This is a genomic window from Duodenibacillus massiliensis, from assembly GCF_928721995.1.
In the GTDB taxonomy this organism is placed as follows: Bacteria; Pseudomonadota; Gammaproteobacteria; order Burkholderiales; family Burkholderiaceae_F; genus Duodenibacillus; species Duodenibacillus massiliensis.
Map to the genome: position 1 here is coordinate 2047210 of NZ_OV788642.1, position 26491 is coordinate 2073700.

Here is a 26491-nt window from a genome sequence, read left to right on the forward strand (position 1 = left end):
GTTTTCAGTAGCCGAAGCTTGGTGCGAGAAGTGCTGTCCTGACTTGCTCAGGATTTTCGCACGAGACTTTGGCCGTATCTTTTTAGACGGTGTCGTACCGACACGTTCTGCTATGGACAATATCCGTAACTTTTCCATTATTGCGCACATCGACCACGGCAAAAGTACGCTTGCCGACCGCCTGATCCAAACCTGCGGCGGTTTGACCGCCCGTGAAATGAGCGAGCAGGTTTTGGACAGCATGGATCTCGAGCGCGAGCGCGGCATCACGATTAAGGCGCAGACGGCCTCCCTTAAGTACCGTGCCAAAGACGGCAAGACCTATGAGTTAAACCTCATCGATACCCCGGGGCACGTGGACTTTTCCTACGAGGTAAGCCGTTCGCTTTCGGCCTGCGAAGGGGCGCTTCTCGTGGTCGACGCCACCCAGGGCGTGGAAGCCCAGACGGTTGCAAACTGCTACACCGCGATTGACTTGGGTGTTGAAGTCGTCCCTGTTTTAAACAAGATGGACTTAAACAGCGCCAATCCCGACGCGGCCAAAGAAGAAATCGAGGACGTGATCGGGATTGATGCCACCGACGCCATTCCTTGTTCAGCGAAAACCGGCATGGGTGTGGAAGACATCCTCGAGCGCATTGTTTCGGATATTCCGCCCCCCAAGGGCGATGAAAACGCGCCCCTGCAGGCCTTGATCATCGACAGCTGGTTTGATAACTACGTCGGTATCGTGACCCTGGTGCGTGTGGTAAACGGCGTCATCCGTCCCAAGGACAAGGTGATGCTGATGGCAACGGGCGCTCAGCACCTTGTGGAGCAGGTCGGTGTCTTTACACCGAAAGCTAAGCAGCGTGAGTGCCTCAAACCCGGCGAAGTGGGCTTTGTCGTTTCGGGCATCAAGGAACTCAAAGACGCGCGCGTCGGCGACACGATCACAAGCGCTCAGAAACCGGCCTCTGAACCCCTGCCCGGCTTTAAGGAAGTCAAGCCCCAGGTCTTTGCTGGTCTTTACCCGGTGGAGTCCAACCAGTACGACGCGCTGCGTGAGGCACTTTTAAAGCTGCAGCTTAACGACGCGGCTTTGAAGTTCGAGCCGGAAGTCTCTCAGGCCTTGGGCTTTGGTTTCCGCGCGGGCTTTCTGGGCTTACTGCACATGGACATTGTGCAGGAGCGTCTTGAGCGCGAATACGACATGGACCTCATCACGACGGCCCCGTCCGTTGTGTACGAAGTGCTGATGACAAACGGCGAAGTCGTTCGGGTGGAAAACCCGAGTAAATTGCCGCCCGTTGATAAAATTGCTGAAATCCGCGAGCCCATTGACACCGTGACGATTTTCGTCCCCAACGATTACGTGGGCGCGGTGATGAAGCTTTGTCAGGAAAAGCGCGGTATTCAGATCAATATGGCCTACCACGGCCGCCAGGTGCATCTCACCTACGAGTTGCCCTTGGCGGAGATCGTGCTTGACTTCTTTGACCGCATGAAGTCCATCACCCGCGGTTACGCCTCGATGGACTATGAGTTCAAGGAATACCGGGCGTCTGACGTCGTCAAAGTCGACATGCTCATTAACGGCGACCGCGTGGACGCTTTAAGTTCCATCGTGCACCGCACCAATGCGGTAAGCCGCGGCCGTGACATCGTGACGCGTCTGCGCGGGCTCATCCCGCGTCAGATGTATGACGTGGCGATACAGGCAGCAATCGGCGGAAACATTATTGCCCGCGAAAACGTGAAGGCTTTGCGCAAGAATGTGCTTGCGAAGTGCTACGGCGGCGACATCACGCGTAAGAAGAAGCTTCTGGAAAAGCAAAAGGCCGGCAAAAAGCGCATGAAGCAGGTGGGAAGCGTGGAAATTCCGCAGGAAGCCTTCCTCGCCATCCTTCAGGTTGATGACAAGAAATAATTTGGACCCACGACAATGAACTTTGCTCTCATTCTTTTTCTGCTCACGGTCTTTACCGGGGTGATGTGGGTCTGCGACAAACTTGTCTGGGCCAAAAAGCGTAAGGCTGAAGCTAAGCGCCTTACGGACGACTTTGATGCCGCCAACCGCGAGGCTGTGGATCGGGGTGAACCCGTGGTGCTGCAGGAGCGAAGCCGCATTGCGGCGGGCGCCCTGCGTGAGCCCTGGTGGATTGATTACACGGCCGGTCTCTTCCCGGTTATTTGTATCGTCTTTTTGCTGCGCTCCTTTTTGTTTGAGCCCTTCCGCATTCCCTCGGGCTCGATGCTCCCGACCCTTCACATCGGCGACTTTATTCTGGTGAATAAGTACGAGTACGGCGTAAGGCTCCCGGTTCTCGGCACCAAGGTTCTCGAGGTGGGGACTCCCAAGCGCGGTGACGTTGTGGTCTTCCGCTATCCGATGGACACGCAGGTTGACTACATTAAGCGCGTGGTGGGCCTGCCCGGTGACACCGTGACTTACGTGAACAAAAAGATTATGGTAAACGGCAAGGAAATGCCGCAGAAGATCCTGGGCGACTGGGTCGATTCCGATACGCTCGTGACGCTTTCTGAGCGTGAGGAGACGCTCGGTGACGTCACGCACATCATGGCTGTTGACGAGCGCGCGCCGATGGGCTTAAGGGGCACCCCTTACGACCGGGCGCTTGAGTCCTGCAAGTACTACTCCAACGGCTTTGTCTGCAAGGTTCCCGAAGGCCACTACTTCATGATGGGCGACAACCGCGACAACAGCGAAGACAGCCGCTACTGGGGTGTGGTGCCCGACAGCTACCTTGTGGGCCGGGCGTTTCTGATCTGGGCCAATTTCGGCGATATGAGCCGTATCGGTTTCTTCCGTTAACCGCAGAAGGGGAGGTTTTATGTCGATGCCTGCGCGTCGTGTGCTTCTTGATCTCTCGGTTCTGGAAGAGAGAATCGGCTACACGTTTAAAAAGCGCGCGCTTTTGGTGCGCGCGGTCACGCACAGAAGTTTCGGTGCCGAACACAACGAGCGGCTCGAGTTTCTCGGGGACTCGGTTTTAAATTGTGTGGTGGGGCACGCGCTTTTTTTAAGAGACAAGCACTACACCGAAGGGGTGCTCTCGCGCACCCGCGCCAATTTCGTCTGCGAAAAGACGCTGGACGAAATCGCCGCTGAAATTGATATCGGAAGCTTTATCCGCTTGGGTGAAGGCGAACTCAAAACGGGGGGCGCCAAGCGCCCTTCGATTCTTGCGGACGCCTGTGAGGCGGTTTTCGGCGCGGTGTTTCTGGACGGCGGCTTTGAAGCCGCGCAGCGCGTGATTCTGCGGCTTTATGAGCCGATTCTTGCGGCCGGGAACGTCACACCCGAGCGCTTTGCCAAAGACGCCAAAACGCAGCTGCAGGAATTTCTGCAGGCTGCGCACATGAAGCTCCCTGAATACCGCGTGATCACCACGACGGGTGCAGCGCACAATCAGACGTTTCGCTGTGCCTGCGTGATTGAAAATCCGGCGGTGACCTGTGAGGGTGAGGGTAAGAGCCGGCGCGCCGCCGAGCAGATGGCGGCAGCGGCGGTGCTCGCGAAACTGCAGGCCATAAAATCGTAAGGAGAGTGCGATGACGCAAAGCAATCATCCCGTGTCTGAAACAGACGCAAAGCCCGCCTTTCACTGCGGCTATGTGGCGGTGATCGGGCGTCCCAACGTCGGTAAATCCACATTAATTAACGCGATCGTCGGTGAAAAGGTCTCGATTACGAGCAAAAAACCGCAGACCACGCGTGACCGCGTATTGGGTGTCGTCACCTACCCCGATGCCCAGTTAATCTTCATGGATACGCCCGGGTTTCAGTCGCGCTACAACTCGCAGCTTTTAAGCCGCATGAACCGTACGGTGCGAAATACCCTCTCGGAAGTTGACGCCGTTCTCTTTGTGATTGACGCACAGGGCTGGAAAGCCGAGGATGTGAACGTCCTGCGGCTTTTAAACCCCAAGCAGACAAACGTCATTCTTGTGTTAAACAAGATCGATCAGGTCAAGGACCGCGATAGGCTCCTGCCCCTGATGGCCGAATCGATGCAGAAGTTTCCGTTTGCGGCGATTGTGCCGGTGTCGGCGGAAAAAAATAAGCGGCTCGATGAAGTGGTGGACGAAGTGAAAAAACTGCTTCCTGAGTCCGTGCCTTACTTTGATCCGGATCTCTACACCGACCGGTCGCCGCGGTATCTCGCCGCCGAAACGATCCGCGAAAAGGCGTTTCGCCTTTTAGGGGACGAACTTCCCTACGGCGTCGCGGTGACGATCGAGCGCTGGCAGGAGGACGACAAGGAAGCGCAGATTGACGCGTGCCTTATTGTTGAGCGCGAAAGCCACAAACCGATTGTGATCGGTGAGGGCGGCGCAAAACTGCGCGAAATCGGAAGGCTTGCACGCATCGATATTGAAAAGATGCTCGGCAAACACGTGCATCTGCAGGTCTGGGTGCGTGTGCGGCGCGGCTGGAGCGACGACGTAAAGGCCCTTAAAACGCTCGGGTATGACTGATACCAAAGACGTCTCGGACGACAGTGACACGCTCCCGGAGCCCACTGAGCCCTCGCTCATGGCTCTGAAGGCTTTTGCCAAAGAGGCTGGTGAACCTGCGAAGGTTTTAAAGGTGAGGGACGAACCCGCGTTTGTCCTTCGCACCTGGCCCTGGAAGGAATCAAGCGTTATTGCCGAATGCTTTACCAAGCGCCACGGGCGTCAGGTGATGTCGGTAAGGGGGGCCAAGCGCCCCGGGGGCCGTTTTCGCGGTCTCATCAATCCCTTTTCGCCTCTCATCATCAACTATAACGGCGCGGGTGAGGTGAAAAACCTCACGGTGGCGCGCTGGCTCGGGGGCCTCACGCCGCTTGCGGGTGACGCCCTTCTTTCGGGTTTTTACATCAACGAACTCGTTTTAAAGCTCACGGAACCGGCGGACCCACAGCCAGCGCTTTTTGACGCCTATACGCGGACCCTGAAGGCTCTTGCCGAAGGCACGGCCGTGCAGCAGGCGCTGAGGATCTTTGAAGTGGACCTGCTTCGGATTCTGGGCTGGGGGCAAAGTGCCCGGGCCGGTAAAGAAGACGAAGACTGTGTGGTGGAGGGCGGCGAATTGGTTCCGGTCAGTGACGCGGGGCAGCGCGCCTCTGAGCTCCCCCTTGTGCCCGCACGTGTGGCACACGCGGTCTTCACACAGGACTTCAGTGACGAAACGATTCTTGTCGCCGCACGCAATGTGCTGCGGCTTCTGATCGGCTACTATGTGGGCCAAAAGGGCCTTAACGTCAGAAAAACCATGGCTCAGTGGCAGCAGTTCTGACGCGCTTTTTCCAGTGATTTGACGGCGGATTTTGATTTCTCATGACGACAAAGCTTTCGGTTAATCTCAATAAGATTGCGCTTTTACGTAATTCCCGCGACGGCAACACCCCGAACCCCGTGATCTTCGGGGCCCTGGCGCTCAAGGCGGGCGCCGCGGGCCTCACGGTCCATCCGCGGCCTGATGAGCGGCATATCAGGCCCGACGACGTCACGGCCCTTTCCCGTTTACTTAAGGCCTGGCCCGGCCGGGAATTTAATATCGAAGGCAACCCCTTCATGAACCTGATGGAGCACGTGCGAAACGTCCGCCCCGATCAGGCGACCTTTGTTCCGGACAGCCTCGCGCAGAAAACGAGCGATCACGGCTGTGACCTCAAAAAAGACGGCGCGGCCTTTGAAAAGGTTGTTGCCGAAGCCAAGGCCTTAGGCGTTCGCGTGAGTCTTTTTATGGACCCCGAGCCAGAAAATATGAAACTTGCCAAAGATGTGGGGGCTGACCGCATCGAGCTTTATACCGAAAGCTATGCCGCTACGCGGGGCACCGGAGCGGCGGCTGCGGAACTTACGCGCTTTGCGGAGTCCGCGCAGGCGGCGCACGAAGCGGGGTTAGGCGTTAACGCCGGGCACGATCTGAGTCTTGCGAACCTCGAAGAGTTGCTTGTTGCCTGCCGCTACATTGATGAAGTCTCGATCGGGCACGCCCTCATTGCCGAAGCCCTGGAATACGGGATGACGGAAACCGTCGGGCGGTACAACGGCATCATTCTCAGAGCCGACGACCGTATTCGTTTTGCAAAATAACCGTCAGAAAGACACCACGAAAAGGAAATCTGCCATGCCCGGTCCTCTTGTCTGCGACATTGCTTCCACCGAACTCACCGACCACGAAGTTGCCCGCATCAGAAGTCCCCTGGTGGGCATGGTGATTCTTTTTACCCGCAACTACAAAAATCCCGCGCAGCTTAAAAAACTCTGCGACAGCATCCATGCCGTGAAACCTGACGTGCTGATCGGTGTGGATCACGAAGGGGGCCGCGTTCAGCGCTTCCGCGAGGGCTTTACCGAAATCCCGAGCATGCACACCTATGGGGAACTCTGGAAAGCGGACCCCGAAGCCGCCGCCCGCAGCCTCACCGCAGCGGGCTACGTGATGGCAAGCGAACTCAGAGCCTGCGGCGTGGACTTTACGTTTGCGCCGGTTTTGGACCTTGACTGGGGTAAGTGCGAAGTGATCGGCGAGCGCGCGTTTTCTCTGGATCCGCGCGTGGTGACGCGGCTCGCGCGAGCGTTGAGCCAGGGGATGCTTATTGCAGGGATGGCCAACTGCGGCAAACACTTCCCCGGTCACGGCTTTGTTTCGGCGGACAGCCACAAGGAGCAGCCGGTGGATGACCGTGAGGCCGACCGGATCCTTCACGCGGACGCCAAGCCCTACAGCTGGATGGGCGCGGGGCTTTGTTCCGTGATGACCGCGCATATTCTTTATCCGGCTTTAGACAGCGTTCCCGCCACGTACTCGGAAAAGATTTTGAAAGGCATTTTGCGCGACGAACTGCGCTTTACGGGCCTGGTGTTCTCTGACGACCTTTCTATGAAGGGCGCGGGCACCGGGGGCGACATTTTGGAGCGCGCCAAAGCCGCGCTTAAGGCAGGGTGTGATGCGCTCATCGTCTGCAATTCCCCGGAAGAAGCCGATACGCTGACGGCAAAATTGGAGTGGAGGCCCACCGCTGACTTTCGCGAGCGCTGGCAGAGAATCGTTCCCCGCGGCATGGCGCCTGCGCGCGACGAACTCAAGTGCACGGCGCTTTATAAAGTGGCGCTGCAGCAGATGATGCCTTAAGAGAAAGTGCCTGCTTCTGCGCCTGACTCCGTCAATGGAATTAGGAGGTTGGGCGCAGACGGGCTGACATAACTCAGGTATTACCGAAGAGCCTTTGACAGGCCTTTCAAACCCCCATATTCTCCCCGACATCTCAAACATTTTTTTCAGAGGAGGCGGACGATGAGCGCGATGACGATGCACGGCAATTGTTGCTGTACGTGTTGTGTGCGTTTTCTGCCTCCGGTTAGCCTGAGCCTGCAGTAAGGCTCGTCATACATAACGAAACAGGGGACCGGCGGCAATGCGTGCGGTCCTTTTTTGTTGCCTGCGCGCCTTGCCTTCCGGATAAACACAAATTGCTTGATCTGGACTTTATGGCGAAGTACCTCCCGTGGTACACCGACGCGGCGCTTTTAACGCTTCGTGTCGGCGCGCTCGGGATTGTGCTCGCGCTCGCAGCGGGCCTTGTGGTCGCCGTCGTGCGCTACTACCGCATACCGGTGCTCGCGCAAACCGCGGCCATCTACACGGAGCTCTCCCGCAACACGCCGCTTCTGGTGCAGCTCTTTTTTCTGTACTTTGGACTGCCCAAAATCGGGGTGCGGCTTTCCGGCGAATGGTGCGCCGTCATAGGCCTTGTTTTCTTAGGCGCAAGCTACATGGCCGAAGCCTTAAGAAGCGGGCTTACGGCCGTAGAAAAAATTCAGACGGAATCCGCGCGTGTGTTGGGTCTCTCGCCCCTGCAGACCATGCGCTTTGTGGTGCTGCCGCAGGCGCTTGCCGTCGCAATGCCCGGTTTTGTCGCAAACGTCATTTTCCTCATCAAAGAAATTTCGGTTGTAAGCGCCATTGCGCTGCCGGACCTGATGTACGTCACAAAGGATCTGATCGGCAACTACTACAAGACCGACGAGGCACTCTTAATGCTCGTCGTGGCCTACATCATTATTTTGCTGCCGGTGTCGCTTTTCGGTTCCTGGCTTGAAAGGAGGATGCGTCATGCAGGCTTCGGGGTATGAGGTACTTCTTAACGTCGACAACGTGAGGCGCCTTTTGGAAGGCCTTCTGATGACCTTAAACGTGAGCCTTGTGAGTGTGGCTTTGTCGCTTCCCTTGGGCGTTCTTTTCGGCATGGTGATGCGCATCAACAATCCGGTCACCAAAATCGCAAGCCGCACGTATCTGGAATTTATCCGGATCATGCCGCAGCTTGTACTTCTTTTTGTCGTCTACTTCGGTTTTACGCGCAGTTTCGGCTGGAACCTCTCGGCCTACACGAGTTCGATCATTGTCTTTACGGCCTGGGGAACGGCGGAAATGGGGGACCTCGTGAGAGGCGCTCTCGGGAGCATCCCGCGTCATCAGTACGAAAGCGCGCATGTGCTGGGTTTGTCGCCTCTGCAGACCTATCGGTTTGTGATCATTCCGCAGACGCTGCAGCGCCTGGTGCCTCCGGCGATCAATCTCGTAACGCGCATGATCAAGACGACAAGCCTCGTGGTGTTGATCGGGCTCGTTGAAGTGCTCAAGGTCGGTCAGCAGATCATTGACGCAAACCGCTTTCAGTTTCCGACCGCGGCGCTTTGGATTTATGCCGCCGTCTTTCTTTTGTACTTTTTTGCCTGCTGGCCGATCACGCTTGCCGCAGGGCACTTTGAGAAGAAATGGAGTCGTTCATGACGCAACCTGAACTGCAGACGAAGGGCCTGGTGAAGCGCTTCGGAGCCAATACGATTCTAGACGGCATCGATTTTTCGCTTGCCAAAGGCGAAGTCGCGGTGATTCTGGGGCCGAGCGGCTGCGGAAAATCCACGTTTTTGCGGTGCCTCATAGGCCTTGAAACGATCGACGCGGGGGAGGTGCTTCTCAAGGGTAAACCCGTCACGTACGCGGGCACGTTGCGTAACGGCCTCGGAATGGTGTTTCAGAGTTACGACCTTTTTCCGCATCTCACAGTCCTTGAAAACGTGACGCTTGCTCCCGTGCAGGTCGCCGGAAAAACCAAAGTTGAGGCGCAGAAAACGGCCGAGACGCTTTTAAAGCGCGTGGGTCTTTGGGAAAAGCGGGACTTTTACCCCAGGGAACTCTCGGGCGGCCAAAAGCAGCGTGTGGCCATCGTGCGGGCGCTCGCAATGAATCCGAGTGTGATGCTTTTTGACGAGGTGACGGCGGCATTGGACCCGGAGATGGTGCACGAAGTGTTGCAGGTGATCCTGGAACTTGCCGACGAAGGCTTAAGCATGGTGATCGTCACGCACGAAATGCAGTTTGCGCGCTCTGTTGCGGACCGGATCGTCTTTTTTGACGGCGGCCACATCGTGGAAGAGGGAAGGCCTGAGGAGTTCTTCACGCACCCAAGGAGCGAGCGTGCGCGGGAGTTTCTGCACACCTTCGATTACGAAAGAAAAACCAAGGTTTCAGCGGACACCGACGGCAGATGACGACGCTGGTGTCTTACGCCCGGCCCCTCGGCCGGGACTCTTAAACAATCGTCATTCATTGACACATACAGGGAAAAACAAAATGTCTTCTTCTTTAATCCGTCGCCTTGCCGCCACTGCGGCAGCGCTTACCACCGCCTTTACGGCCGCTTCGTTTTCCGTTGAAGCCCGACCGCTTGATGCAATTCAGAAAAGCGGCGAAGTCGTAATCGGCGTTTTTTCCGATAAGGCCCCGTTCGGCTACGTTGACGCCAAGGGGAACTATCAAGGCTACGACGTCTATTTCGGTAACCGTCTCGCTAAGGACTTGGGCGTCAAGGTGAAGTACGTGTCCGTGGATCCGGCAAGCCGCGTGGAATTTCTCGTGACCGATAAAGTCGACATCATTCTGGCCAATTTCACCGTAACAAAAGAACGCGCCGAAAAGGTGGACTTTGCGCTGCCCTACATGAAGGTGGCTCTGGGCGTTGTGTCGCCCGAGAGCGCACCGATCACAAAGGTTGAGCAGCTCAAAGGCAAGACCCTCATCATCGCCAAAGGGACAACCGCTGAAACCTACTTCCAGGAAAATCATCCGGAAGTGCGTCAGCAGAAGTACGATCAGTACGCCGACGCCTATAACGCGCTCTTAGACGGCCGCGGTGACGCGTTTTCCACCGACAACACCGAAGTCCTTGCCTGGGCGCTCGTGAACAAAGGCTTTACCGTCGGGATCACTAAGCTCGGCAACCTCGACACGATTGCCGCGGCTGTGCAGAAAGGGAACAAGTCGCTTCTGGACTTCATCAACACTGAAATCGTGAAGCTCGGTAAGGAACAGTTCTTCCACAAGGCTTATAAGGAAACGCTCGCGCCCGTCTACGGCGCGGCTTCTAACCCCGATGACCTTGTCGTTGAAGGCGGCAAGCTCTGACGGATCTAAACAACCCGCGCTTGAAAGCGCGGGGTTTGCTGACACGGTGCAGGCTTTCCCGTAACAGGCAAGGTGTTTGAGGCCTTGTCTGCCCGGGCGTCCCCTGCACCACAGGAACATTTAAAACGCAACCGCTCTACGGGTACGGGCTTCATCAGCCCGATCCGTCGGTTCCGGCGAAGGTCTGCTTCGTCTTGCCGATTCGCTGGTTTGTACTGCACTATCGATCCGGCGTTCCCTGAGACTTGTTTGAGCCTCGCAAGCGCTGATTGCTCAGCCTTCAGATCGTCGCTGTCAGTGGCGGGATCCGCAAAATACAGGTTCATGGCTGCCGCAAGGTCGCGGTCCATGTACCAGTCCGTGTCTCCCAACTGATGACTTCTCTCCCAAAGAGCCTTCTTACGGTACGTTCCCGTTTCGGGATCGTGCTGACTCGGGCGCAGTTTTGCGGGGACTGACTTCCACCACACAACAGCTGGCGCTCAATGCCCTGCCAGACACGTGTGGCAATTTTCTGCGCTTCGTTGATGCCGATGCGCTTTGTAAAGCCGCCCTTGGCACGGTGCTCTTTCACGACATCATGCAGGGCATACTCGGAAAGGAGGGCGGACTTCTGAATTTCCTTAAACCGCTTGTTGCGGTCTTTGCCCTTGGGCATCGCGGCCGGGAGCTTTCATGCTTCAGTGCTTTTCTTGGCGCGCACGCGTTTCTTTGCCGTTCCGAGAACAGCATTGAAGAGCTGGCGTGCATCGGAGAAGTAGGTCTCCAGTGCACTTTCCTGATCCTCTCCGATTTTCAGGCCCAGCTCGATGACAAAGGACGGTGTGCGCGATTTCATAGCGGCTGAATATACCTTAAGCGAAAACTATGTGCATGGTTTGGCTGCGTTTGCTCCAAGATTAAAAAATTTCGAAAGCCCGCATTCCTCCCGGGGCTTAAGCCCCGGGCTTCCTGCGGGAAATTCTGTGAACGGCGGGCGGCGTCCAGGCCAAAGGGAGAGCCCGGATTTTGCCCGCCGGTTTTTGTGCGTCTGCTAAAAATGCGTGAATAGGTCTTTCACTTGAGGCAAAACGCGTCCGTTTCCTGTAAAACGGAGGTAACGCAACCGCCTGATTAAAAGGCAACCGATGATTATCGAATCGCTTCTTGACACCGACCTCTACAAATTCACAATGATGCAGTGTGTGCTGCATCAGTTTCCGGGGGCGGAGGTGAGTTACCGCTTCCGCTGCCGCACGCCCGGCGTTGATCTTTCGCCCTATGCCGATGAGATCCGCGATGAGGTCATGCATCTTTGTACGCTCACTTTTAAGGACGCGGAACTTGCGTACTTAGGGGGGCTGCGCTTTATTAAAAGCGACTTTGTGGATTTTCTGAGTCTTTTTCACCTGAAAGACAAGTACATCCGGGTGACGAAGGATCCTGCCTGTGACTTTGGTCTTTCGATTGAAATCACGGGGCCGTGGCTGCACACGATTCTTTTTGAAATCCCGATTTTGGCGATTGTGAACGAAGTCTATTTCCGGCACATTGCGCCCGTGCCCGATGAAGCCGAAGGGATGCGGCGCTTACGAGCCAAGATTGCGCTTCTGAAAAAAGAACCGGACAACGCTGATCTGCGCGTAAGCGACTTCGGCACCCGCCGCCGCTTTTCGCGCGCCTGGCAGGAAAAGGTGGTGCGGGTTTTGATTGATGAACTCGGAAGCCCCATTTTTTCGGGCACGAGTAACGTTGATCTCGCGCGCCGCTACGGGCTTGTCTCAATCGGCACCATGGCGCACGAGTACCTGCAGGCCTGTCAGGCCCTGGGCCCGCGCCTTCGTGACAGCCAGGTCTTCGGCTTTGAGATGTGGGCCAAAGAGTACCGCGGGGACTTGGGCATTGCGCTTTCTGACGTCTACGGGATTGAACCCTTCCTCAAAGACTTCGATATGTACTTCTGCAAGCTCTTTGACGGGGCAAGGCACGATTCGGGCGACCCCTTTGTCTGGGGCGAGCGGATGATCGAACACTACAGGGCGAATAAGTGTGATCCCCGCGGCAAAAGTCTCGTTTTCAGTGACGGCCTCACGGTTCCGCGGATCATCGAGCTTTACCGGAGATTTCACCGCCGCATCGGCATCGGTTTCGGTATCGGCACCAATCTCATGAATGACCTGGGGCCGCAGCCCTTAAACATCGTCGTGAAGATGGTGAGGGCAAACGGCCAGCCCGTGGCGAAGATTTCCGATAACCCCGTCAAGGGGATGTGCGACGATCCGACGTATCTCGCGTACCTGCGGCAGGTCTTCGGTATGCCGGATAAAAGCGTTCCGTAATGCGACTTTTGTGCGGGTAATTACGGACTGAATGCGACAATTTGTTAATTTCGCACCATCCTTTAGCTAAAATCAAGCCTCCGAAGTTCCGGCGGGGCGGTTTTGGCCCGTCGGCACGACTTTTTCTCTCAAAAACGGGAGTACAGATTGTTGCGACGCATTTTGACGGCGGCAGCCCTGACGGGCCTTCCCGCACTCACGCAGGCTGCCGGACTTAACGGCGCCGAGCTCTCCTTGTGGTGGGCCGTGCCTTTTGCGGGCATTCTTTTGTCGATTGCCCTGTTTCCGCTCTTAGCCCCTTCCTTCTGGCACCACCATTTCGGTAAGGTCGCCGTTTTCTGGGCGCTTTGCTGCGCGGTGCCGCTTTTTATCTATGCGGGCACGTCAACCGCCACGGGCGCCGTGGCGCACGCCATTCTCGGTGACTACATCCCGTTTCTGCTCTTTGTAGGCGCACTTTTTGTGGTCGCGGGCGGCATTCATGTGAAGGGAAGTTTCGTCGGTAAGCCCCTTGTAAACGCCGCGTTTCTTCTGATCGGCGCGTTTTTTGCAAACCTCATGGGGACAACGGGCGCGGCGATGCTGCTCATTCGCCCCCTGATTGCGGCCAATGAAGGGCGGCGTCTCAAGATGCACACCTTCATTTTCTTTATCTTCATTGTGGCTAACGTGGGCGGGTGCCTTACGCCCCTGGGAGACCCCCCGTTGTTCCTCGGGTTCCTGCGCGGCGTTGACTTCTTCTGGACGACGGTGCACCTCCTGCCGCCTCTGCTTGTGACGCTGACGCTTTTGATGGCGGTGTACCTCGCCATTGAAGTGTATTGCTACCGTAAGGAAGTCCGTGAGGGAACGTTTGTACCGAATAACGATCAGTCCGTGCCTTTCGGCATTGACGGCGCCGTCAATTTCCTCTGGCTTGCCGGCATTATCGGTGCGGTGCTGATGAGCGGCTTCTGGAAAAGCGACGTGCACTTTGAAGTGCTCACGGTGCATCTGACCCTTCCCGGTCTTGTGCGTGATGCGCTCTTTATCCTCTTTGCGGTTTTGTCGCTTGCCACTACGCCCAAGATTGCCCGTACGGCCAATCAGTTCACATGGGCGCCGATTGCCGAAGTCGCCAAACTCTTTTTCGGTATCTTTATCTGCATCGTGCCGGTGCTTGAGATGCTGAGAGCCGGTCACGACGGCGCGTTTGCAGCGCTCGTCTCTCTGGTGACGCACGATAACGGTGACTTCAACAACGTCATGTTCTTCTGGCTCACGGGTACGCTGTCGGCGTTTCTGGATAACGCGCCCACCTACCTCGCCTTCTTTAACCTGGCGGGCGGCGATCCCATGAGCCTGATGACTGAGCACGCAAGGACTCTGGCGGCCGTTTCGATGGGTGCGGTCTTTATGGGTGCCGTCACCTATATCGGCAACGCCCCGAACTTTATGACGGTGGCGATCGTGCACGAACGCGGCATCAAGATGCCGAGCTTTTTCGGTTACATGCTTTGGTCCGTGGGGATTCTCTTCCCGGTCTTTTTCATCGTGGATATGATTTTCCTGTGATGCACCACCGGATAAAAACAAAAATTCCGTAGTTTTTCAGCGGCCGATGGGTAACTAACCTGCCGGCCGCTTCATTTTAATGTGTCGATACAGCGATCCTGGTCGGCACAAGGAGACAAAGTCATGCAGTACAAACCGCACACGGCCGCGTTGATCACAGCGTGCGCGATTTTGACGACAATGCCGGCGACGGCGGCAGTTCAGATAAAAGAGCCGAGCAGTTGCGGAAGTAAAGCCGCCTGTTCCGATTATTCATCGGGGGTTGAGTTTCTGTCGGCGTCTGAAGGTGAGCAGCCCTATGCTCTGGTTGCAAATGCCCCTCTTACGATCAACGGAGACGTTGCATTGAAAGGGCCGGGCAAGCTGATGCTGAATCAGGGAGCGCATTCTGTGGCAGGGAAGTTTGAGTTCGAAGAAGGGAGCCTGGAAATATCGGGTTCACTTGATCTCACCGGCGACGGACTGTTGGGAACGATCACAGTGTGGAATGACGCAGCGGTTGAAGAAGCAGCCCCCGGAAAAGTGACATTCGGTCAGGGGTTTTATTCCGTTTCGTCTCTGCAGGTTGACTCCGGTGCGGCGGTTCATGTTGCCGGGAGCAGCACGTCAGAGCTTTACGCGCCTGCCATGGTCCTTGTCGGACAATTGGCTAGGCCGGATTTGGGTTACAGCGTGAGTTCGGGCGAAATGCCGTCTGCCGCACCGGCGGCTCTCACGGTCACCGGCGACAGCGTCTTTGTCATCGGCGACCGTCTTCTTTCAGCCTACGGCAAAGATCAAAAGGGCCTCAACAGTCTTTTAGCGCAGGGGGCTCTCGCCAAACCCGGCACCCGTGCGGTGTTTGTGAGCGACGGCACCGCGGAATCTCAGATCAAAGACGCAGGGGTTGCGCTGGAGGTCGGTGTCACTGAAACCGACCCGGCAACGGACGCGGGCTTTACCGGGATCCGCATCGGCTCAGCCGGACGGTGGCTTCTGGACGCTTCGGGCCTAACAACAACGCGGGCATCTGCTGACCTAAAAAGCGTGACGGCTCTGACCGGAGCGCACCTTGTGATCACCGGCTGGGATGGTAAAAACCCCTTAAACCTCACGCTTGATCAGTCCTGGACCGATGATATGGTGACCATCACGGGCACGCGTTTCTGGGGTGACTTCACGATCGAAAACGGCACGCTTGCCGTTACACGGCGCTACTGGAAGGATGCGGCGGGGTTAAAAGCCCGGGCGCTTGCGGGACGCGTGGAGACGATTCTGGACGCCAAGCTCGAGGCTAACCTCGCGCTTTACGGTGCTGGTCACAGCTACATCAACGATCTTTTTGACGGTAAGGGCGCCACAGGGCACAGTGTTGAGACCGCGGCTTCGGCGGCGCTTGACTCCTCGGCTTTTATGCCCGCGGCCTTTGGCCTCGTGCAGACCGCGCAGCGCATGCAGACAACGGCGCACGACATGTTGCTTTCCCACGACGTGAGGCAAAACGGGCTTCTTACCGAAACGAACAAATACTGGTGGGCGGACGTGAGAACCGGCCGCTTTGATTCGGGCGACATGGTTTCGGGCTACGACTGGACGTATGAGGCTGACATCACGAGCGGAATCCTCGGCCTGGACTGGCATTTCTCCGACAAATGGGCCGTCACCGTCGCGATGAGTGCGGCTACGGCCGATATCGACAACAACGGCTTTGTGATTGACGGCTTTACTGCGGAGAACACCGCGGCCGGCGCCGGTGCTGCGCTTTTTTATGATGCGGGAACCTGGGGAACGGTGACGGCAGCCGTTACCTATACGGCCGCTCAGGGCGAAGCCAAAAAAGTCGAAGTGGAGCGCCGCTTTATCACGGAACCCGAAATAAAGAGCCTCACGGCGGGATTTGAATGGCGGGCCGTACCGTACGGGACGCCGGATTTGTGGTGGCAGCCTGCGGCGTCTGTTTCCTATAACACCGCCAAAGTCAGTGACGGGTCCGTGCGGATTAACGGCGGAACCGCTGTTTCGGGAACCGCCTTTGAAACGGAAACGGAGAAACTTCAGTGGATGAGCTTCAGAGCAGGGCTTAAAGCTGCGGGGAGCTGGTCCTACAGCTACTTTACGCTCACGCCCTCGGCGGAACTTTTGGCCGAAATAAATACCGGAGACACTGACTGGAATATCACGAGCCGCCTTGCCAACGATACCGTCACCTCGTCCGTTACTTTTAACGGTGTGCCGCAGTGGCGGCTGGCCGCTTCGGCGGGATTTGAACTTGCAACTTCCCGGCAGATTGAAGAAACCGAGGGCGGCATTTTCGGGTTCGGCGCCAAACCCACCGGCAACCTCATTCCTGTTTACTGGACGCTGGGCGTTAAGGCCGGAGGTGAAGTCGCTCAATACGGTATGAAGGGCGTCTGGGCGGCGCTTACCTACCGGGCGTTTTTCTGACGAGGGGGCCGGTGTGCCCGATACGTTCGGCAACACTGCGGGCACAAAGAAAGTAAAGCTTTGCGGGTTGAGTCGGTACAATTAAAAAATCTGTTTTCCAAGACCGCAGGCGGCCGACATTTTCCCGGGCCGCCCGCGTTTTTCCCGGATTAGAGTCTCAAGATGTCTGAAGTCACGCAAACCACTGATACCCCCGCAGCTGAAGTGACCGGGACGCCTGACTGGCGTCTCGCGCGCCGTCTGGTGGAGCCCCTTTACCGTGAGCAAAAGCTCTTTACGGGAGAAGACCGCCTCACGCACGCCGACGGCATGGCCGACATTCTGCGCGGGGTGCGCGACGATGATGAGCTTCTCTGTGCGGCTTACCTCTTTGACGTCGCCGACTGCGTGCATGACTCCGAAGAGTGGATTGAAAAAACGTTCGGACCGGTGGTGCTGCAGCTTGTCACTGACCTGCAGCGCCTGGTGAACGTAAGCCAGCGGGCGCGAAGCGACAAACGGGACGTCTATCAGCCCGAAGCCTTAAGACGCATGCTTTTGGCGATGTGCCACGATCTGCGCGTGGTGATTCTGAGGCTTGCAAGCCGCCTGCAGACGCTTCGGTGGTTTGCGGCGTCCGGAGCACCGCAGGCCGCCGAATACGGGCGCGAAACGCTCGCGCTTTATTCGCCCTTGGCAAACCGCCTCGGTATCTGGCAGATGAAGTGGGAGCTTGAAGACCTGGGGCTTCGCTTTACCGAACCCAAGATCTACGAAGAAATCTCCCGGGAACTTGATGAAACCCGCGAGCAGCGCCTCAAGTTCATGCAGGACTGCGTCGACAAGATCCGGATTCTTTTGCGGGAAGAGGGAATTCAGGCCGAGGTAAGCGGCCGCCCCAAGCACATCTATTCGATTTACAAAAAGATGGTGCGTAAGCACCTGCGCTTTGACCAGCTTTTTGATATCCGCGCCATGCGCATCATCGTGGACACGGTGGAGCACTGCTATCAGGTCCTCTCTATCGTGCAGAAGCACTTCACGGTTTTAAGTAAAGAGTATGACGACTACATCGCGCACCCGAAACCCAACGGGTACCAGTCGCTGCATACGGTGGTGACTGACCCCTCGGGAAAACCGGTCGAAATTCAGATCCGCACGCGTGCGATGCATGAATTTGCAGAACTTGGTGTGGCCGCGCACTGGCGATACAAGGAAACCGGAAACTCCAACAAGGATAAGGGCGCGGAAGCCGAAGAGCAGCGTGTGGCGTGGCTGAGGCAGATTCTTGCCTGGCACAGTGACGTGGAGCCTCCGAAGGCCGAGGGCCTTGCTGACGACCACGTCTACGCCTTAACACCGCAGGGGCGGGTGGTGGAACTCCCGGCGGGCGCTACGCCCATCGACTTTGCCTACCAGGTGCACACCGAACTCGGTCACCGCTGCAGGGGCGCCAAGGTTAACGGCGCCATGGTCCCCTTAAACACGAAGCTTGTGACCGGGCAGACCGTGGAAATCATCGCGGTGAAAACGGGCGGTCCCTCACGCGACTGGCTTAACCCTGAACTCGGATTTGCCGTCTCCCCGAGAACGCGTACCAAAGTGCGTCAGTGGTTTAACGCGCAGACACTGCGGGAGCAGACCGATGCGGGCCGCGAAAGGCTCGATAAGGAACTCGCGCGCCTCGGGAAAACCGCCGTGAAGCTTGAGGATCTTGCAAAGCGCCTCGGGTTTGACTCGGTCGATGACCTCTGCATTGCCTTCGCGAAAGAGGAGCTCAGCCCCCGCTCAATCGAGCAGGCCCTGCAGCCGCAGAAAACAAACAATGAGCCCGAACCCGACGTGCTTGTGCGTAACGCCAAAAAGGGCGGCAAGGACAACGTGCTCGTTGTGGGGGTGGGGTCACTTATGACGCAGCTTGCGCGCTGCTGCCATCCGGCGCCTCCGGACGAAATCATCGGGTTTGTGACGCGCGGGCGCGGTGTGACGATTCACCGCATGGACTGCCCCAATGTCAAAAACCTGTCCGCCAACGAACACGAGCGCATGATTGAAGTGAGCTGGGGGCACTCGGCTGAGGCGGTTTATCCCGTTGACATCTTCGTGGTAGCGCAGGACCGCGTGGGCCTTATTAAGGACATTTCCGAAATCTTCATGCGCGAAAAGCAGAACATCATCGGCATGAACACGATGAATGTGAAGGGCGACGCCCACATGCGGTTTTCGGTGGAAGTGCATGATTCAAGTGACCTCGTGCGCTCGCTTGCCGCCTTAAGAGAACTTCCGGGCGTGATGAGTGCGCGCCGCGCGTAAGAGGTCAAAAATTAAGAAGCATTCAAAATCAGTGGGTTAAACAAAACAAGGTAAAATGTCAGGTTTGCGGGTTTGCAATTTTGTTTTTGCCTCTGTATAGTTCGCATCTCTCTCAGGCACGTAGCTCAGTTGGTTAGAGCATCACCTTGACATGGTGGGGGTCGTTGGTTCGAGTCCAATCGTGCCTACCAGAATTTTCAGGAGACAGGAAAAGTGTCCTACAGTTTGTTGATATCTGAGACAACAAACACCCGTAAGCTTTAAGTCTGCGGGCGGCGCGAATCCTTCTTCTCTACAAAAAGTGCGGCTCACGGGCCGCACTTTTTTTTGGACTGAAAAAACACTATCGGCTGCGTCACGTGGCGCAACGGATAAAGGAGTCAAAATGATTACGGTGACGTTGCCCGACGCCTCGCGCCGGGAGTATGAAGCGGGCGTGACGGTGGCCGATGTGGCGCAGTCAATCGGCGCAGGGCTCGCGAAGGCCGCCCTCTGCGGCAAGGTTGACGGTAAGCTCGTCGATCTGTCCTATAAGCTTGAAAAGGATGCGTCGGTGGCGATTGTCACCGCCAAGGACCCCGAAGGGCTTGAGCTTTTACGCCACTCGACCGCCCACCTCATGGCGCAGGCTGTCAAAGAACTGTATCCGACGGCGGAAGTGACGATCGGACCCGCCATTGAAAACGGCTTTTACTACGACTTTAAGTACGAACGTCCTTTTACGCCCGAAGACCTCACCGCGATCGAAGCGCGCATGCATGAACTCGCGAAAAAGGATATTCCGGTCGAACGTTTCGTGATGGACCGTGACGAAGCCGTGAAGTACTTCAAGGGCCTCGGAGAACACTACAAGGCCGAGATCATCGCCGGTATCCCGCAGGGTGAAACGATTTCGCTCTACCGCCAGGGCGACTTCACCGACCTCTGCCGCGGGCCTCACGTGCCGTCAACCGGCAAACTCAAGGTCTTTAAGCTCATGAAGGTCGCGGGTGCCTACTGGAGGGGCGACAGCAAAAACGAAATGCTGCAGCGCATCTACGGTACGGCCTGGGCGACGGAAAAAGAACAGAACGCCTACCTTGAAATGCTCGCGGAAGCCGAAAAGCGCGATCACCGCAGACTCGGTAAAGAGCTCGATCTCTTTCATCTGCAGGACGAAGCCCCGGGCATGATCTTCTGGCACGCCAAGGGCTGGACGATCTGGCAGGTTGTTGAACAGTTCATGCGCCGCATCTACCAGGATAACGGCTACCTCGAGGTGAAGACCCCGCAGGTGATCGACCGCACCCTCTGGGAAAAATCCGGTCACTGGGCAAAGTACCGCGCGAACATGTTCACGACGGAAAGCGAAAACCGCTACTACGCCTTAAAGCCCATGAACTGCCCGGGCCACATCCAGATCTTTAATGCGGATCTGAGAAGCTACCGCGATCTTCCGATGCGCTTGGGTGAATTCGGTCAGTGCCACCGCAACGAACCCTCGGGGTCGCTTCACGGCATGATGCGTGTGAGAGGCTTCACGCAGGACGACGGTCACATCTTCTGCACGGAAGATCAGATTCTCTCGGAATGCGTGGAATTTACCCGCATCGTGCGTGAGGTCTATCACACCTTCGGCTTTGAAGACATCGCCTTTAAGGTTGCAACGCGCCCGGCAATGCGAATCGGTGAAGACGCCGTGTGGGATAAGGCTGAAGCAGCCCTTTTCCACAGTCTTGACAGCATCGGTGTGCCCTATGAAGTGCTCCCCGGTGAAGGCGCCTTCTACGGTCCCAAGATCGAGTACCACTTAAAGGACTGCCTCGGCCGCTCCTGGCAGTGCGGTACGGTGCAGGTTGACTTCCAGATGCCCGGCCGCCTCGGTGCCGAATACGTCGCCGAAGACAACAGCCGCAAGGTGCCCGTGATGCTGCACCGCGCCATTCTCGGGTCTCTGGAGCGCTGGATCGGTATGCTCATCGAACACTACGCGGGCGCGATGCCGGTGTGGCTGAGCCCCTTCCAGGTGGCTGTGGCTTCCATTACGGACGATCAGGTTGACTACGCCAAGAGCGTTGCCCAACAGATGAAGGCCGCGGGCCTGCGCGTCACGACTGATTTGCGCGGCGAAAAGATCAACTATAAAATCCGCGAGCTTACCATGCAGAAACATCCCTATATCGCCGTTGTGGGCGACAAGGAAAAGCAGAACGGTACCGTGAGCATCCGTGCCCGCGGCGGCCGCAATCTCGGTGTGATGCCCGTGGCTGACTTCATCGCCCGTGTGGCCGATGAAAATGCCCGTCGTCTCAATAAGGACGAATAAGGCGCAGACCGTTTCTGCCGGTGCGTGAGCCGCCCGGTTAAGGGTGGCTCCTTGCGGTGCCCCGGAAGCAATTTCCGGCGCCGCGGCTTTCCTCCTGAGTCTGCGGAGGAAATTCAGAAGAAACATTGAGGAGTAGTGTCATAGCTCAAGATCGCAATCACCGGATCAACGGCGAGATCCGGGTTCCTGAGGTCCGACTGACCGGCGTCGACGGCGCCCAGATCGGTATTGTCCGTACAGCCGAAGCGTTGCGCATGGCCGAAGAGGCCGATGTGGATTTGGTGGAAATCGCACCGAACGCGCAGCCCCCTGTCTGCCGCCTGATGGATTACGGCAAGTTCCGCTATCAGGAACAGAAAAAGGCGCAGGAAATGAAGGCCCGTCAGAAAGTGGTGCAGGTCAAGGAAGTCAAATTCCGCCCGGCCACCGACGAGAACGACTATCAGACCAAATTGCGCGCCCTGCGCCGCTTCCTCGGAGACGGCGACAAGGCCAAGGTGACGCTCCGCTACCGCGGCCGCGAAATGGCGCACCAGGATTTGGGTGCCCAGATCATGGAACGCATCCGCACGGATCTGGCTGAGGAGGCTCAGATCGAGCAGAATCCGAAGCTTGAAGGCCGCCAGATGATCATGGTTCTGGCGCCGAAGAAAAAGAAGTGATTTTTCGTATATAATCACGGACTTTCAAAACGCTACGGCTGAAAAATTTTCGGCCGCGGTTAAAAGTCGGGGCGGGCAAAACGAAGAGGCCGGCACGGTTGAGTCAATCAACGTCCGGTCCGCCTGATGTTCCGATAAATCAGAAGGAAGAACGGCAAATGCCGAAGATGAAGACAAAGAAGGCTGCTGCGAAGCGCTTCAAGGTCCGTTCCGGCGGATCCATCAAGCGTGCGCACGCCACCAAGCGCCACATCCTGACTCACCGTACGACGAAGAACAAGCGTCACCTCCGCGGAATGGTCACCATTCACGAGTCTGACAGCAAGTCCATTCACCGTATGTTGCCCTACGCATAAGAAGGGAGGGGAAGAACAATGCCTCGAGTTAAGCGTGGTGTGACGGCCCGTGCCCGTCATAAGAAGATTATTGCCCTCGCCAAGGGTTACCGTCTGCGCCGCAACAACGTTTTCCGTGTTGCCAAGCAGGCCGTCATGCGTGCCGGTCAGTATGCTTACCGTGACCGCCGCGACAAGAAGCACGTCTTCCGTCGCCTCTGGATTGCGCGTATCAACGCCGCAACCCGTGCGAACGGCATGACCTACAGCCGCTTCATGAACGGCCTCAAGAAGGCCGATATCGCTCTGGACCGCAAGGTTCTGTCCGATATGGCGATTTTTGACAAGACCGGTTTTGCCGCTCTCGTCGAACAGGCCAAGGCTGCCCTGGCTTAATCTGAGTTTTCACTGACTCAGCGTGCGGGACAATCCGAAAGGGTTTCCCCGCACGGATAAAAGCGCCGGTTCTCCGAAAACAGACAACTGTAACGGGGGCCGGGCTTTTTTTATGCCTGAAAATTTTGTAACACGTTGATTTTTCGGTAGATTTTTCTATAATCACGGACTCCCCGATACTGTAAAGGCAAAGTGCGCTTTTTGGGCGTTGTCTGTGACGCCTCTCTCAACAGCGCTCTTGATGGTTGAACGATGGATGAACTGACACAACTGATCGAATCGGCCAAGGCCGATTTTGCGGCCGCAACGCAGCCTGCGGCCCTTGAAGACGCAAAGGCCCGTTACCTCGGTAAGTCCGGCGCCGTGACGATGCTCATGAAGGGGCTCGGTGCGCTCGCGCCCGAAGAGCGCAAGGAGCGCGGCAAGGCGATTAATGCGGTCAAGCAGGCCATCGATGCTGCGCTTACGGCCCGCCGCGAGGCGCTCGCCAACGCCGAACTCGAAAAGAAGCTGGCGACCGAAGCCGTCGACGTGACGCTGCCGGGCCGCGTTGTGCCCGCGGGCGGCGTGCATCCGGTGATCCGCACCTGGATGCGCGTTGAGGAGATCTTCCGCTCGATCGGTTTTGATGTCGCAGACGGCCCTGAAATCGAAAGCGACTGGTTCAGCTTCACGGCTTTAAATAACCCCCCGAACCATCCGGCCCGCTCCATGCAGGATACGTTCTACGTGGACCGTAACGACGGGCAGGGGCTGCCGCTGCCGCTGCGTCCTCACACCTCTCCCATGCAGGTGCGCTATGCGCGCACGCATCAGCCGCCCATTAAGGTCATCGCCCCGGGGCGCACGTACCGTGTGGACAGCGACGCCACGCACTCGCCCATGTTTCATCAGGTTGAAGGCCTCTGGGTGGGAGACGACATCTCCTTTACGGATTTAAAGGGCGTTTACACCGACTTCCTGCGCCGCTTCTTTGAAACGGATGACCTCATCGTGCGTTTCCGTCCGAGCTACTTCCCGTTTACGGAACCCTCGGTCGAAGTGGACATGGCCTTTACAACGGGCCCCAAGAAGGGCCGCTGGCTTGAAATTTCCGGTGCCGGTGAAGTGCATCCCAACGTGATCCGCAATTACGGCCTGGATCCCGAACGCTACATCGGCTTTGCCTTCGGTTCGGGCCTTGAGCGCCTCACGATGCTTCGCTACGGCGTGGACGATCTGCGTCTGTTCTTTGAAGGCGATCTGCGCTTTTTGCGCCAGTTCAACTGATACGTGTCGGATTTAGGAGTTTACTGAGATGCTTTTTTCTGAAGATTGGCTGAGAAGCTACATCAATCCGGATCTGACGACGGAGGAACTCGCGGAATCGCTCACGATGGCAGGTCTGGAAGTTGAAGAAGTCCAGAAGATCGCCCCGGATTTCACCGGGGTTGTCGTGGGCCACGTTCTGGAATGTGTGGATCACGAAAATTCGGATCACCTGCACGTCACCAAGGTTGATGTCGGTAACGGCGAAATTCTGCAGATTGTCTGCGGCGCTCCGAACGTGCGTGCGGGACTGAAGGTGGCCTGCGCCAAGATCGGTGCTGTGCTTCCGGAATTTAAGATTAAGAAAGCCAAGATGCGCGGGGTGGAAAGCTTCGGCATGCTTTGCTCGGCCCGTGAACTCGGGGTTTCAAGCGACCATACCGGCATTTGGGAACTTCCCGCCGACGCCCCTGTGGGTGAAGACGTCCGCAAGGTGTTGCACCTTGATGACAGCCGCTTTGAAATCAAACTCACCCCCAACCGCGGCGACGCGCTCTCGGTGGTGGGTGTCGCGCGCGACCTGCACGCGGTCACCGGTGCTCCCCTTACGATCCCCGCGATGCCCGCGGTGGAAGCCACCTGCAGCTGCACCGAACCCGTTCACATTGAGGCGCCGGAACTTTGCGGGCGCTTCACGGGGCGCGTCATCCGCGGTTTAAACGCGAAGGCCCCCACACCGCAGTGGATGAAGGACCGGCTTGAAAGAAGCGGTCAGCGCTCGATCTCCGCGCTCGTTGACATCTCCAACTACGTGATGCTCGAGCTCGGCCGTCCCACGCACTTTTTTGACCTCAAGAAAGTGAAGGGCGACCTCACCGTTCGCTGGGCCAAGGACGGCGAAACGATCAAGATTTTAAACGAAGAAACCGTGAAACTTGATCCCTACTACGGTGTGATCTGTGACGAAAACGGTCCGGAAGCGATCGCGGGCATCATGGGCGGCGACGCCACCGCAATCAGCGATGAGACGACCGACATCTTCATTGAGGCCGCCTTCTGGTATCCGGTCAAGATCCAGGGCCGCTGCCGCAAGCTTAATTTCTCCACGGACGCCGCGCACCGCTTTGAGCGCGGTGTGGACTACGGCAGCAATGTCGAACACATGCACTACATCACGCAGCTTGTGCTCGACATCTGCGGCACGGCGGAAACGAAGGTGGGTCCGGTTGACGATCAGTGCGTGAATCTGCCGAAGGTCCGCACGGTCCGCATGCGTCCGGCGCGCTGCAATAAGCTCGTCGGCATCGACATTCCGACAGACTTCATGGCGCAGGCCTTTACGCGTCTGGGGTTTGAATTTACCCGTGACGGCGAAGACTTCGTGGTCACGTCGCCCACGTACCGCTTTGACATCGAGATCGAAGAAGATCTCGTGGAAGAGGTGGCGCGCCTTTACGGCTACGAAAAGCTCCCCGACCGGCCGCCCCTGGCCCGTATCGGCATGCGCTGCGCTCCGGAAGCAAGCCGCAGCAAGCACGCGCTGCGTCTGGCTCTCGCCGAGCGCGGCTATCAGGAACTCATCAACTTCAGTTTCGTTGAAGAGAAGTGGGAAAAGGATTTTGCGGGGAACGACAAGCCCATCCGGCTTCTGAATCCCATCGCAAGCCAGCTTTCCGTCATGCGCACGCAGCTCATTTCAGGGCTCGTGGACATTCTGCGCTTTAACTTAAACCGTAAGGCCGAAGACGTCCGCGTTTTTGAATTGGGCCGTGTGTTCTTCCCGGATGAAACCGTCGAAGACGGTGACTTTACCGTGAAGGGCGTGTGCCAGCCCAACCATATCGCAGGCCTTGCCTACGGTGACGCGCACACGCTGCAGTGGGGCGAAGCCGCCCGCAACGTCGACTTCTTTGACGTGAAGGGCGACGTTGAGGCGCTGATTGCGCCGCTTAAGGCCACCTTTGAAAAGCTCGTGCATCCGGCACTGCACCCCGGGCGCTCCGCACGCATCCTTATTAACGGCCGCGAAGCGGGATTTATGGGTGAACTGCATCCGCGTCTGTGCCACGAATACGGACTGCCGAAACCCGCCGTTGTCTTTGAGCTTGACGTCGATGCGCTCACCACCATCCTGGTGCCGCATCCGGTTGCCGTAAGTAAGTTCCAGCCGATGCACCGCGACATTTCCGTGACGGTACCTGCCGCTGTGGAGGCGTCGGCTCTTTTTGCCGCGGTGGAAAAACTCAAGGCGACGAACTTGGGCAGCGTCATCGACGACTTCCGTCTCTTTGACGTCTACCGCCCCAAAGACGATGCGGCTGCGGCCGAAAAGAGCATGGCCTTCCGCCTGACGTTGTCGTCAAAGAGCGAAGAGGCGTTGTCCGACGAAAGCGCCGACGCCGTGGTGACCGCGGTGCTCGATGCGCTTTCCGTGCTCGGCTGCCGCCTGCGTGCTTAAACGAAAACCAATTTATTGAATTCAACCGTTCAGT

At 57.2% G+C, this 26491-nt stretch carries 23 protein-coding genes and 1 tRNA gene; 22 read left to right on the top strand and 2 right to left on the bottom strand.

The genetic code is table 11. The features are described from left to right. Nucleotides 1–112 precede the first annotated feature (112 nt). From lepA to NXF97_RS09450, 11 genes are all read left to right on the top strand, one after another. Nucleotides 113–1909 (top strand): translation elongation factor 4, encoded by a 1797-nt coding sequence (lepA, locus tag NXF97_RS09400; RefSeq protein WP_022372560.1) that lies wholly within the window; start codon nucleotides 113–115, stop codon nucleotides 1907–1909. A gap of 15 nt (nucleotides 1910–1924) precedes the next feature. Beyond that, nucleotides 1925–2815, top strand: coding sequence for a signal peptidase I (gene lepB, locus NXF97_RS09405; RefSeq protein WP_022372561.1), 891 nt, complete (start codon nucleotides 1925–1927; stop codon nucleotides 2813–2815). A gap of 25 nt (nucleotides 2816–2840) precedes the next feature. Beyond that, complete coding sequence (rnc, locus tag NXF97_RS09410) at nucleotides 2841–3545, top strand: ribonuclease III (protein ID WP_274955808.1); 705 nt, start codon at nucleotides 2841–2843, stop codon at nucleotides 3543–3545. 10 nt (nucleotides 3546–3555) lie between these two features. Next, complete coding sequence (gene era, locus NXF97_RS09415; RefSeq protein ID WP_074009052.1) at nucleotides 3556–4482, top strand: GTPase Era; 927 nt, start codon at nucleotides 3556–3558, stop codon at nucleotides 4480–4482. Next, nucleotides 4475–5284 carry a DNA repair protein RecO gene (gene recO / locus NXF97_RS09420; RefSeq protein ID WP_074009051.1) on the top strand — a complete coding sequence of 270 codons (810 nt, stop codon included), beginning with the start codon at nucleotides 4475–4477 and terminating at the stop codon, nucleotides 5282–5284. Before era ends, recO begins: the two co-directional genes overlap by 8 nt. A gap of 41 nt (nucleotides 5285–5325) precedes the next feature. Further along, entirely contained in the window at nucleotides 5326–6087 is a 762-nt protein-coding gene (locus NXF97_RS09425; RefSeq protein WP_022372565.1) for a pyridoxine 5'-phosphate synthase, read from the top strand. A gap of 34 nt (nucleotides 6088–6121) precedes the next feature. Then, nucleotides 6122–7129 carry a beta-N-acetylhexosaminidase gene (gene nagZ, locus NXF97_RS09430; RefSeq protein ID WP_274955809.1) on the top strand — a complete coding sequence of 336 codons (1008 nt, stop codon included), beginning with the start codon at nucleotides 6122–6124 and terminating at the stop codon, nucleotides 7127–7129. Between the two features lie 338 nt (nucleotides 7130–7467). Continuing rightward, nucleotides 7468–8130 (top strand): amino acid ABC transporter permease, encoded by a 663-nt coding sequence (locus NXF97_RS09435; RefSeq protein ID WP_204206988.1) that lies wholly within the window; start codon nucleotides 7468–7470, stop codon nucleotides 8128–8130. Further along, nucleotides 8111–8791: an amino acid ABC transporter permease gene (locus NXF97_RS09440; RefSeq protein ID WP_074009050.1), complete on the top strand. Its 681-nt coding sequence runs from the start codon at nucleotides 8111–8113 to the stop codon at nucleotides 8789–8791. The genes NXF97_RS09435 and NXF97_RS09440 overlap by 20 nt, the downstream gene beginning before the upstream one ends. After that, nucleotides 8788–9552 carry an amino acid ABC transporter ATP-binding protein gene (locus NXF97_RS09445; RefSeq protein ID WP_022372569.1) on the top strand — a complete coding sequence of 255 codons (765 nt, stop codon included), beginning with the start codon at nucleotides 8788–8790 and terminating at the stop codon, nucleotides 9550–9552. Before NXF97_RS09440 ends, NXF97_RS09445 begins: the two co-directional genes overlap by 4 nt. Nucleotides 9553–9634: 82 nt before the next feature. Further along, nucleotides 9635–10465, top strand: a complete 831-nt coding sequence (locus tag NXF97_RS09450) for a cysteine ABC transporter substrate-binding protein (protein ID WP_074009048.1) — start codon at nucleotides 9635–9637, stop codon at nucleotides 10463–10465. A gap of 5 nt (nucleotides 10466–10470) precedes the next feature. Here the strand turns inward: NXF97_RS09450 and NXF97_RS09455 are convergent, their stop codons facing one another. Together NXF97_RS09455 and NXF97_RS09460 are read right to left on the bottom strand one after the other, a co-directional pair. Continuing rightward, a complete protein-coding gene (locus NXF97_RS09455) occupies nucleotides 10471–10935 on the bottom strand; it encodes a hypothetical protein (protein WP_274955810.1) in 465 nt (154 codons plus the stop codon). Between the two features lie 203 nt (nucleotides 10936–11138). Beyond that, nucleotides 11139–11303: a hypothetical protein gene (locus NXF97_RS09460; protein WP_274955811.1), complete on the bottom strand. Its 165-nt coding sequence runs from the start codon at nucleotides 11301–11303 to the stop codon at nucleotides 11139–11141. Between the two features lie 289 nt (nucleotides 11304–11592). Here NXF97_RS09460 and pncB point away from each other — a divergent pair, with 289 nt between their 5' ends. From pncB to pheT, 11 genes are all read left to right on the top strand, one after another. Beyond that, nucleotides 11593–12783: a nicotinate phosphoribosyltransferase gene (gene pncB / locus NXF97_RS09465; RefSeq protein ID WP_274955812.1), complete on the top strand. Its 1191-nt coding sequence runs from the start codon at nucleotides 11593–11595 to the stop codon at nucleotides 12781–12783. Between the two features lie 150 nt (nucleotides 12784–12933). Next, nucleotides 12934–14337 carry a sodium:proton antiporter gene (locus tag NXF97_RS09470; RefSeq protein ID WP_022373743.1) on the top strand — a complete coding sequence of 468 codons (1404 nt, stop codon included), beginning with the start codon at nucleotides 12934–12936 and terminating at the stop codon, nucleotides 14335–14337. A 390-nt stretch (nucleotides 14338–14727) separates the two neighbouring features. Beyond that, on the top strand, nucleotides 14728–16761 hold the full coding sequence (locus NXF97_RS09475) for an autotransporter outer membrane beta-barrel domain-containing protein (protein ID WP_274955814.1): 2034 nt from the start codon (nucleotides 14728–14730) through the stop codon (nucleotides 16759–16761). Between the two features lie 162 nt (nucleotides 16762–16923). Continuing rightward, nucleotides 16924–19053: a RelA/SpoT family protein gene (locus tag NXF97_RS09480; RefSeq protein ID WP_274955815.1), complete on the top strand. Its 2130-nt coding sequence runs from the start codon at nucleotides 16924–16926 to the stop codon at nucleotides 19051–19053. 114 nt (nucleotides 19054–19167) lie between these two features. After that, nucleotides 19168–19244, top strand: a tRNA-Val gene (locus NXF97_RS09485). 194 nt (nucleotides 19245–19438) lie between these two features. Then, entirely contained in the window at nucleotides 19439–21358 is a 1920-nt protein-coding gene (thrS, locus tag NXF97_RS09490; RefSeq protein ID WP_074009238.1) for a threonine--tRNA ligase, read from the top strand. A 125-nt stretch (nucleotides 21359–21483) separates the two neighbouring features. Continuing rightward, nucleotides 21484–22020, top strand: a complete 537-nt coding sequence (gene infC, locus NXF97_RS09495; protein ID WP_022373739.1) for a translation initiation factor IF-3 — start codon at nucleotides 21484–21486, stop codon at nucleotides 22018–22020. A gap of 158 nt (nucleotides 22021–22178) precedes the next feature. After that, a complete protein-coding gene (gene rpmI, locus NXF97_RS09500) occupies nucleotides 22179–22376 on the top strand; it encodes a 50S ribosomal protein L35 (protein ID WP_022373738.1) in 198 nt (65 codons plus the stop codon). Between the two features lie 18 nt (nucleotides 22377–22394). Next, entirely contained in the window at nucleotides 22395–22751 is a 357-nt protein-coding gene (gene rplT / locus NXF97_RS09505) for a 50S ribosomal protein L20 (RefSeq protein WP_022373737.1), read from the top strand. Between the two features lie 252 nt (nucleotides 22752–23003). Next, complete coding sequence (gene pheS, locus NXF97_RS09510; protein ID WP_022373736.1) at nucleotides 23004–24020, top strand: phenylalanine--tRNA ligase subunit alpha; 1017 nt, start codon at nucleotides 23004–23006, stop codon at nucleotides 24018–24020. Between the two features lie 28 nt (nucleotides 24021–24048). Further along, nucleotides 24049–26457 (top strand): phenylalanine--tRNA ligase subunit beta, encoded by a 2409-nt coding sequence (gene pheT, locus NXF97_RS09515; RefSeq protein ID WP_274955816.1) that lies wholly within the window; start codon nucleotides 24049–24051, stop codon nucleotides 26455–26457. Nucleotides 26458–26491: the final 34 nt, after the last annotated feature.